Here is a 7,790-nt window from a genome sequence, read left to right as displayed (position 1 = left end):
GGTCTGCGGGAGGGCGGCCTCGGTGGGGTGGGCCGATCCGGTCCAGTCGATGAGGAACGGGACCAGGCCGGAGGGGTGCGCGGTGTCGAAGGAGGTCAGGCGCCAGGTCAGCAGGGTGCCGTCCGGGCGGCGGCGGCTCATCGGAAGTACCGGGCCCGGGTTGTAGCCGACCGCGTGGGCATCGGCCACGGCCTTGTCCAGGTCGGGTGGGCAGATGGCCCAGGTCACCGTCCTGGGACCGGTCAGTTGGTCGATACCGAAGGGGCGGGGCCGCGGGGGCTCGGGCTGGTCGGGGTCCGGGCCGATGATCTCCAGATAACCGGAACCACCCAGCGATACCAGGTAGTTGCGGGTGCCGCGGCCGGGGTGGGCGCCGCCGGGGGCGGGCTGTACGCCGGTGCGCCGGGCGAAGTCGGCGACCGTCGCCTCGAGATCGGGCGTGGCGAGGACGATGTGGTCGAGGAGTCCGGGATGGGCGTTCATCCCGAGGAGATTACGTACACGCGTGTATACGTTCAAGCCTTGACGTGGAAGAACGCACACGGCTACGGTCGGAGCGCATCGAGTCCGAGGATCTGACGGGAGGGAGCTGTCGTGAAGTCCGCTGTGTACGACACCCCCGTCCGCCTCGTCGGCTTCGCCCGCGCCCTGCGGCGCCACATCGATCTGCTGCGGGTCTCCGGCACGCTCTGTCGCGTCTGACCTCGGCCGGGTCCGCCCCCGCGACAGGTAGGTAGCGTCCGAACTCCGTCCGCGGCACTCTCTGTCTCTTGTGGGTCCTTGACCTGCCATATGGCGTTTTTCCGCCTATTTCCCTTCTCTCCTCTTCTCTTCTCTTCCGGCCACTGCCGTGTGCGCCCGCACGTCCGGGCGGCGGCTACCCGGCGTTGCCATGTCCTCATCAGGAGTACGACCGTGATATCCAGCAAGAGACGCCTGCTCATCGGGGCCCTGACGACCACCTCCCTGCTGGTCCTGGCGGCGTGCGGCGAAGGCTCCGGCACGTCGGCCGACGGCACCGGCCCCGTCTACTTCGGGGTTTCGGCTCCCGTCACCGGCCAGTACGCCGAGTACGGGAAGTTCTACAAGCAGGGCTTCGACCTCGCGCTCGACCAGATCAACGCCGACGGCGGCGTCAATGGCCGCAAAGTGAAGCTGAAGTGGGAGGACAGCCAGTCCGACCCCAAGCAATCCGTTCCGATCGCCCAGAAGTTCGTCAACGACAAAAGCATCATCGCGGAGCTCGGTGACTTCTCCAGCCCCGCCTCGATGGCCGCCTCACCGGTCTACGAGCGCAACAAGCTGGTTCAGTACGGCTTCACCAACTCCTCGCCGAAGTTCACCCTCGGCGGGCAGTACATGTGGAGCCCGGGCATCTCGCAGGCCACCGCCGAGGTCCAGCAGACCGATGAGCTGGCGAAGTTCGGCAAGAAGGTCGCGGTGATCTACCAGAACACCGACTGGGGGAAGCAGGTCTTCGAGATCTTCCAGGAGCGGGCGGAGAAGCTCGGGCTGACGGTCACGTACAGCTCCGCCTACCTCCCCTCCACCACCGACTTCCGGCCGCTGCTGATCAAGGCCCGCGACTCCAAGCCCGATCTCGTCTACGACATCGGCTACGACAACGACGCGGCGGCGATCCTCACCCAGGCGCCCAAGGCAGGGGTCACCGCCAAGATCTTCACCGAGCAGTTGACGGCCACGGGCATCAAGCTTGCGGGGGAGAGCGCCGAGGGCGCGCTCACCACGGCGACCTGGTTCCCCAATTCCACCGAGCCCCGGGTCAAGGCGTTCACCAAGGCGTTCAAGGCGAAGTACGGGCATGTCCCGGGCGCGTTCGAGGTGTACGCGTACGACGCGCTGACCCAGTTGGTGCACGCGGCCAAGAAGGGTGGGGCCACCCGGCAGGGCGTGTACCAGGGGCTGAAGAGCTCGGCCGATCTGCCGAGCGTGCAGTACGGAAAGTTCCGCTTCCAGTCCGACCGCCGTCCTGCCGACCCGCCGACCCCCGTCGCGGTGATCGTCAAGAACGGCGAGCAGGTCCCGGCCGAGGGATGACGGCCGAAGCATGATCGACACACTGCTCGCCGGGATCATCCACGGCAACACATACGCACTCGTCGCGATCGGACTCTCGCTGATCTTCGGCGTATCCAATGTGGTCAACTTCGCCCAGGGGTCGGTCTTCGCGGCCGGCACCATGTCGGGCTGGTGGCTCATCGCCGAACAGCACTGGCCGCTGTGGGCGGCGATCGCCGGCGTCTGCGCCTTCACCGCCGTCCTGGGCCTGGCCGTCAACCTGCTCGCGGTCCAGCCGCTGGCCAAGGTTCCGCCCATCGCCGCGCTGCTGGCCACATACGCGGTGTCGGTCGTCCTGGACAACCTCTCCCAGGTGGTGTTCGGCCCCGACACCCGGCGGTTTCCACAGGCGCTGGACACGCTCAACTTCCATGTGGGGGGCTTCCGTTTCGGCACCCTCGACGTGGTGATGTTCGCGGTGAGCGTCGGCTGCATCCTGCTGCTCGGCGGCTTCCTCAAGTTCACGAAGTACGGGCAGGCCATCCGCGCCACCGCCCAGGACTCCGATGCGGCGCTGCAGATGGGCGTGCCCGTGGGCAGGGTGCGGAACCTGTCGTTCATGCTCGCCTCGGCGCTCGGCGGCCTGGCCGGTGTCCTGGTCGGCATGTACAACAGCAACATCTCGCCCAGCTCCGGTACGGCCGCGGGGCTGACCGCCTTCACCGCCGCGACCCTGGGCGGCCTCGGCAGTCTGCCCGGAGCCGTGCTCGGGGGTCTGGCGCTGGGCATCGTCGAAGCCTTCGGCATCTCCTACTGGGGCGCCGGTGTCGACAACCTCATCATCTTCGGCGTCCTGTTGCTCGTGCTCTGGCTCCGGCCCGGAGGACTGCTGGGCAAGGTGCCCCTGATCTCCGCGGAGCCGCTGACGGGGACGTTCCTCGGCGGCGGCCGGCCCATCCGGCTGAGGTGGTGGCAGGCCCTGGCCTTGATCGGCGTCGCCGCCGGCGTCGTGCCATGGGTGGCGGACGACTACCAGCTGACGACCGGCACCCAGGTGCTGATCTTCGCGATCCTGGCGCTCTCCCTCACCCTCGTCTCCGGTTCGGCGGCCCAGATCTCGCTCGGCCAGGCCGGGCCCATGGCGGTCGGCGCCTACACCTCGGCGCTGCTCGTCGGCGAACACGGCTGGCCCTTCCTGGCGGGTCTGTTCGCCGCCGGCCTGGCGGCAGCGGTCGTCGGCACCGTTCTGATGTCCCCGACGTGGCGGCTCAGCGGCCACTACGTGTCCATCGCCACCCTCGGCATCGGCGCCGTGACCGTGGCCGCGATCCTCAACCTCGACTGGCTGACGCATGGCCCGCTGGGCATCACGGCCATCCCGCCGCCCAGCCTCTTCGGCCACCAGATCATCACGCCCACGGAGACCTATCTCCTCGACCTGACTGTTCTGCTGGTCGCGCTCGGGCTCGTCGTACGGCTGCAGAAGTCCTTCCTCGGCACCGTCTGGTCGGCGGTCGGCGCGGATGAGACGGCCCTTGGCGCCTCGGGTCTGCGCCCGGCCGACTACAAGGCGCTGGCGTACGCCGTCGGTGCCTTCGTCGCCGGGCTCGCCGGAAGCCTGCTGGCCCACCAGTACAGCTATCTGGACCCGACGATGTTCAGCCCGGAACTGTCCATGCTGGCCCTGACCATCATCGTGCTCGGCGGGATGAACAGCCCGTTCGGCGCCGTGCTGGGCGCGGTGGTCCTCGTGGGCGCCCCCGAGGTCCTGCGGATGGCGCAGGACGCCAGGCTTCTGACCTACGGAGTGCTCTTGCTGCTGCTCATCCGATTCCGGCCGCAGGGCCTGTGGGCGAGGCGGGCATGACGGCCGAACGCTCTCCCGCATCCGCATCCGCATCCGCATCCGCACCCGCGCCCGTACTCGAGGTCGCCGGTCTCGCCCGCTCCTTCGGCGCCGTACGCGCCGTGAACGGCGTCTCGTTCCAGGTCCGGCAGGGCGAAGTGGTCAGCGTCATCGGCCCCAACGGCTCCGGCAAGACCACCACGCTCAATCTGCTCGGCGGGCTGCTCACCCCCGACAGCGGGGAGATCCGGCTGCACGGCCGCCGCATCGAACGGCTGCCCGCCGAGCGCAGGGCGGAACTGGGCATCGCACGCACCTTCCAGAACGGCCGGGTCTTCGCGAGCCTGCCCGTCGCGGACAACGTCTACGTCGGGCAGTACGCCAAGCTGAAGCGCACCCGGCCCTTCCCCCGGCTGCGCCATCTGCCCGTGCTGCGCTGGCTCCCCTTGCTCGCCGAGCTGCTGCTGGCCCTCGTACAGCCGCCGACCGTGCGACGCGAACAGTCCGAGGCCGCCGCGCGGACCGAAACGCAACTCGCCCGCTTCGGGACACGGCTGCTCCCGCGCGCCGACCACCGTGCGCACACCCTGTCGTACGCCAACCGGCGGCGCACCGAGATCGCCCGCGCCCTCGCCCTCGAACCGACGCTGCTGCTCCTGGACGAGCCGACGGCCGGGATGAACCAGACCGAGACGGCCGAAGTGCTGGACCAGCTCCTCGATTTGAAGGCCGAGGGGCAGACGATCGTGCTGGTCGAGCACAAGATCGACCTGGTGATGACGGTCTCCGACCGGGTGATCGTCATGGACGAGGGACAGGCGATCGCCGCCGGGACGCCCGCCGAGGTCCGCGACGACGAGCGGGTCGTCGAGGCCTACCTCGGCCGCCGCCGTGCGCAGCGCGAGGAGGCATCCCGATGACGGGGCTGGAGCTGGTGACAGCGCCCGAGACACGCGGGCCGCTGCTGGAACTGAAGGACGTAGACGTCTTCTACCGCCCCTCACAGGCGCTGACCCAGGTGTCCCTGCAGGTCGGACCCGGTGAGATCGTGTCCCTGCTCGGCGGCAACGCCTCCGGCAAGTCGACCACGATGAAAACCGTCCTCGGCCTGCTGCGCCCGGCCGCCGGCCAGGTTCTGCTGGACGGCGAGCGGATCGACACCCTGCCCACCAGGGCCCGGGTGCGCCGGGGCATCGCGTCCGTCCCCGAGGCCCGACGGGTCTTCACCGGTATGACGGTCGAGGAGAACCTGCACATCGGCGCCTTCACCCGCGCGGGACGCGGCGAGATCCGCAAGGACATCGAGCGGCTCTACGAGTCCTTTCCCCGCCTCGCCGAACGCCGCACCCAGCACGCCGGCACCCTCAGCGGCGGCGAACAGCAGATGCTGGCCTTCGCCCGGGCGCTTATGAGCAGACCGCGGCTGATCTGCATGGACGAACCCACGATGGGGCTGTCCCCGCTCTTCGTCGACCGGGTGCTGGACATGATCGTCGACGTCAACCGCACGCTGGGCGTTGCCGTGCTCATGGTCGAGCAGAACGCCGAACTGGCCCTGTCCATCGCCTCCCGCGGTTATGTGCTGCGCACCGGATCGATCGCGCTGCACGGGCAGGCGGGCGCGCTGCTCGACGACCCGTCCGTCCGCGAGTCCTACCTCGGGAAGGCCACGTGATGTGCACCCCCGGACGAGCCATCTGATGTCCATCCCCGGAAAGGCCACCTGATGTCCGAACGACAGCGGTTCCGGCTCGGCGTCTTCACACGCCTGGTCGACGACGCCCCGCCCGCCGAGCTGTACGCACGGGCACTTGAGCTGTTCACCGCCGCCGAGGAACTCGGCTTCGACACCGGCTGGGTCGCCCAGCACCACCTCCGCGACCAGGGCGGGCTACCGTCGCCGCTGGTCTTCCTGACGGCCGCCGCGGCTCGCACGACACGGCTGCGGCTCGGCACCGGGATCATCACCCTGCCCTTGGAGAGCCCGTTCCGGCTCGCCGAGGACGCCGCGGTGCTCGACGCGCTCAGCGGCGGACGGCTGGAGCTCGGCTTCGGCACCGGCGGCGGTGACCTCGTGTTCTCCGTCTTCGGCCGACGGGTGGATGAGCGCCGCGACACCTACGAACGGGCCCTGCGGGTGGTGCGTGACGCGCTGTCCGGCAAGGAGCCCGTGCCCGGCGCCCCGCCGCTCTTCCCACCCGCCGACACCCTCGGTGACCGGCTCTGGGAGGCCACCTTCGGGGTGCCGGGGGCGATCCGGGCCGCGCGGAACGGCAGTGGTCTGCTGCTGGCCCGTACCGCTCTCAGCCCGGTGCCGGACGGTCGGCCGGAGCCGCCCCGGGTACCGCTCGGCGCCGCGCAACACCCCCTGGCCTCGGCCTATCTGGAGCACTGGGCGCGGCCGGATGCCGCTCCCCGGATCGGCCTGTCCCGATCGGTGTACGTGGCCCCGAACCGCGCGGAGGCGCTGGCGGACGCCGAGGACGGCTTCCGCCGGTTCGCCGCGGTGGCCGGTGAGGCGGCGGCCCGGCGTACCCAGGACGACGCCCATGTCGGCAGCCCCGAGGACGTCATCGCCTCGCTCGGCGCCGACGGGCTGCTCCCGCTGGCCAGTGACCTGATCGTCCAGGTCCACTCGATCGATCCGTCGCACGAGAAGACGCTCCGGTCGCTGGAGCTGATCGCCACCGAGGTCGCCCCGGCGCTGGGCTGGCGGCCCGCGCGTGGCACCCCCACAACCGAATCCCCTGCGGAGGAAGGCCACCCACGATGACCACCCGATCCGGGACACCCACCGATCTGATCGACACGCTGCTCGGCATCGAACCGGGCTCACCGCTGGCGCGGCTGCGCGCCCGCCGACCGGAGGCGACCCATCACACGCAGGGCAGCTACGACGCGCTCTTCGCATCCGCTGCCCCCGCCACCACCGTGACCACCACCGAGCGGTTCGCCGCCGCGCTGCGGGTGGCGCGGCTGCACGGCGACCAGCCCCTGGGCGAGCACTACGCCGGGCAGTTGCTCGGTGCGGACGGTGTGACGAAGGAGCTCGTGACGGCCGTCGAGGACGTCCGACCGCTGCGCCCCGCCACCGAACCGGCCGCACCTGATCCGCTGTCCGACCGGCTGCGCGCCATCCTCGCGCACGCCGATCTGCTGGTCCTGCGGCCCGCGGCAGCCACCCCCGCCGACCTGGACGCCCTGGCCGAGGCCGGGCTCGGCGCGGCGGAGATCATCACGGTGTCGCAGCTCATCGCGTACGTCAGCTTCCAGGTCCGGCTGCTCGCCGGCCTGGCGTTGATCCGCGGGGACGAGCGGTCCGCACCGGGTCCCGTACGCGGCCCGCTGGACGCGCCGCAGACCGGGTTCACGCAGGAACAGCTGGGCTGGACGCCCTGGCTGGAGCCCGTCGCGGCCGGGGACGTGACGGACGAGCAGCGCGCGGTCCTGCCCGGACAGCGTCTGCAGTCCCCGTACTTCCGGCTGCTCGCGCTGGATCCGAAGGTGCTCGGTGAGCGCACCGCCACCGACAACGGCATCTTCTACACCCGAGGCGGCCTGCCCCGGCAGGAGCGCGAACTCGCCGCCACCGTGACCTCGCGGGTGAACGGCTGCGTGTTCTGCGCATCGGTGCACAGCCGCTTCGCCTCCCAGCTCAGCAAGCGGGACGGGGACGTCCAGCGAATACTGGACGAAGGCGTGGACACACCGCTCGACGACCGCTGGCGTGCCATCACGGACCTCGCGACGGCACTGACCACCACACCGCCGACCGCAGGCCAGGCCCACGTCGCCGCCCTGCGCGAACTCGACCTCGACGACCTGGACATCCTCGACGCCGTCCAGGCCGCAGCGTTCTTCGCCTGGGCCAACCGCCTGATGCTCTCCCTCGGCGACCCCGTGCCGCCCACACAGCCCTGAACCG

The 7,790-nt window shown here is 70.3% G+C and carries 7 protein-coding genes; 6 read left to right on the top strand and 1 reads right to left on the bottom strand.

Going from position 1 to position 7,790, the window contains the following annotated elements; translation table 11 throughout:
• Positions 1-483, bottom strand: a 483-nt coding sequence (locus tag CCN51_RS22740) for a VOC family protein (protein ID WP_086860017.1), incomplete at its 3' end; no start/stop codon positions are given.
• A gap of 432 nt (positions 484-915) precedes the next feature.
• Between CCN51_RS22740 and CCN51_RS22735 the strand changes: the two genes are divergently transcribed.
• The 6 genes from CCN51_RS22735 to CCN51_RS22710 are packed head-to-tail and all read left to right on the top strand — an operon-like array spanning position 916 to position 7,786.
• Complete coding sequence (locus tag CCN51_RS22735) at positions 916-2,058, top strand: ABC transporter substrate-binding protein (protein ID WP_014182037.1); 1,143 nt, start codon at positions 916-918, stop codon at positions 2,056-2,058.
• 10 nt (positions 2,059-2,068) lie between these two features.
• On the top strand, positions 2,069-3,886 hold the full coding sequence (locus CCN51_RS22730; protein WP_014182036.1) for an ABC transporter permease: 1,818 nt from the start codon (positions 2,069-2,071) through the stop codon (positions 3,884-3,886).
• Positions 3,883-4,785, top strand: coding sequence for an ABC transporter ATP-binding protein (locus tag CCN51_RS22725; protein ID WP_043492688.1), 903 nt, complete (start codon positions 3,883-3,885; stop codon positions 4,783-4,785). The genes CCN51_RS22730 and CCN51_RS22725 overlap by 4 nt, the downstream gene beginning before the upstream one ends.
• A complete protein-coding gene (locus tag CCN51_RS22720; RefSeq protein WP_014182034.1) occupies positions 4,782-5,540 on the top strand; it encodes an ABC transporter ATP-binding protein in 759 nt (252 codons plus the stop codon). Before CCN51_RS22725 ends, CCN51_RS22720 begins: the two co-directional genes overlap by 4 nt.
• A gap of 51 nt (positions 5,541-5,591) precedes the next feature.
• Positions 5,592-6,638: an LLM class flavin-dependent oxidoreductase gene (locus CCN51_RS22715; RefSeq protein ID WP_014182033.1), complete on the top strand. Its 1,047-nt coding sequence runs from the start codon at positions 5,592-5,594 to the stop codon at positions 6,636-6,638.
• Positions 6,635-7,786: an alkylhydroperoxidase domain protein gene (locus tag CCN51_RS22710; protein ID WP_014182032.1), complete on the top strand. Its 1,152-nt coding sequence runs from the start codon at positions 6,635-6,637 to the stop codon at positions 7,784-7,786. Before CCN51_RS22715 ends, CCN51_RS22710 begins: the two co-directional genes overlap by 4 nt.
• Positions 7,787-7,790: the final 4 nt, after the last annotated feature.

This window comes from Streptomyces milbemycinicus (genome assembly GCF_002154605.1).
GTDB lineage: Bacteria > Actinomycetota > Actinomycetes > Streptomycetales > Streptomycetaceae > Streptomyces > Streptomyces milbemycinicus.
The sequence above is the reverse complement of the archived record's forward strand: the minus strand, read 5'-3'. Positions and strand labels throughout refer to the sequence as shown.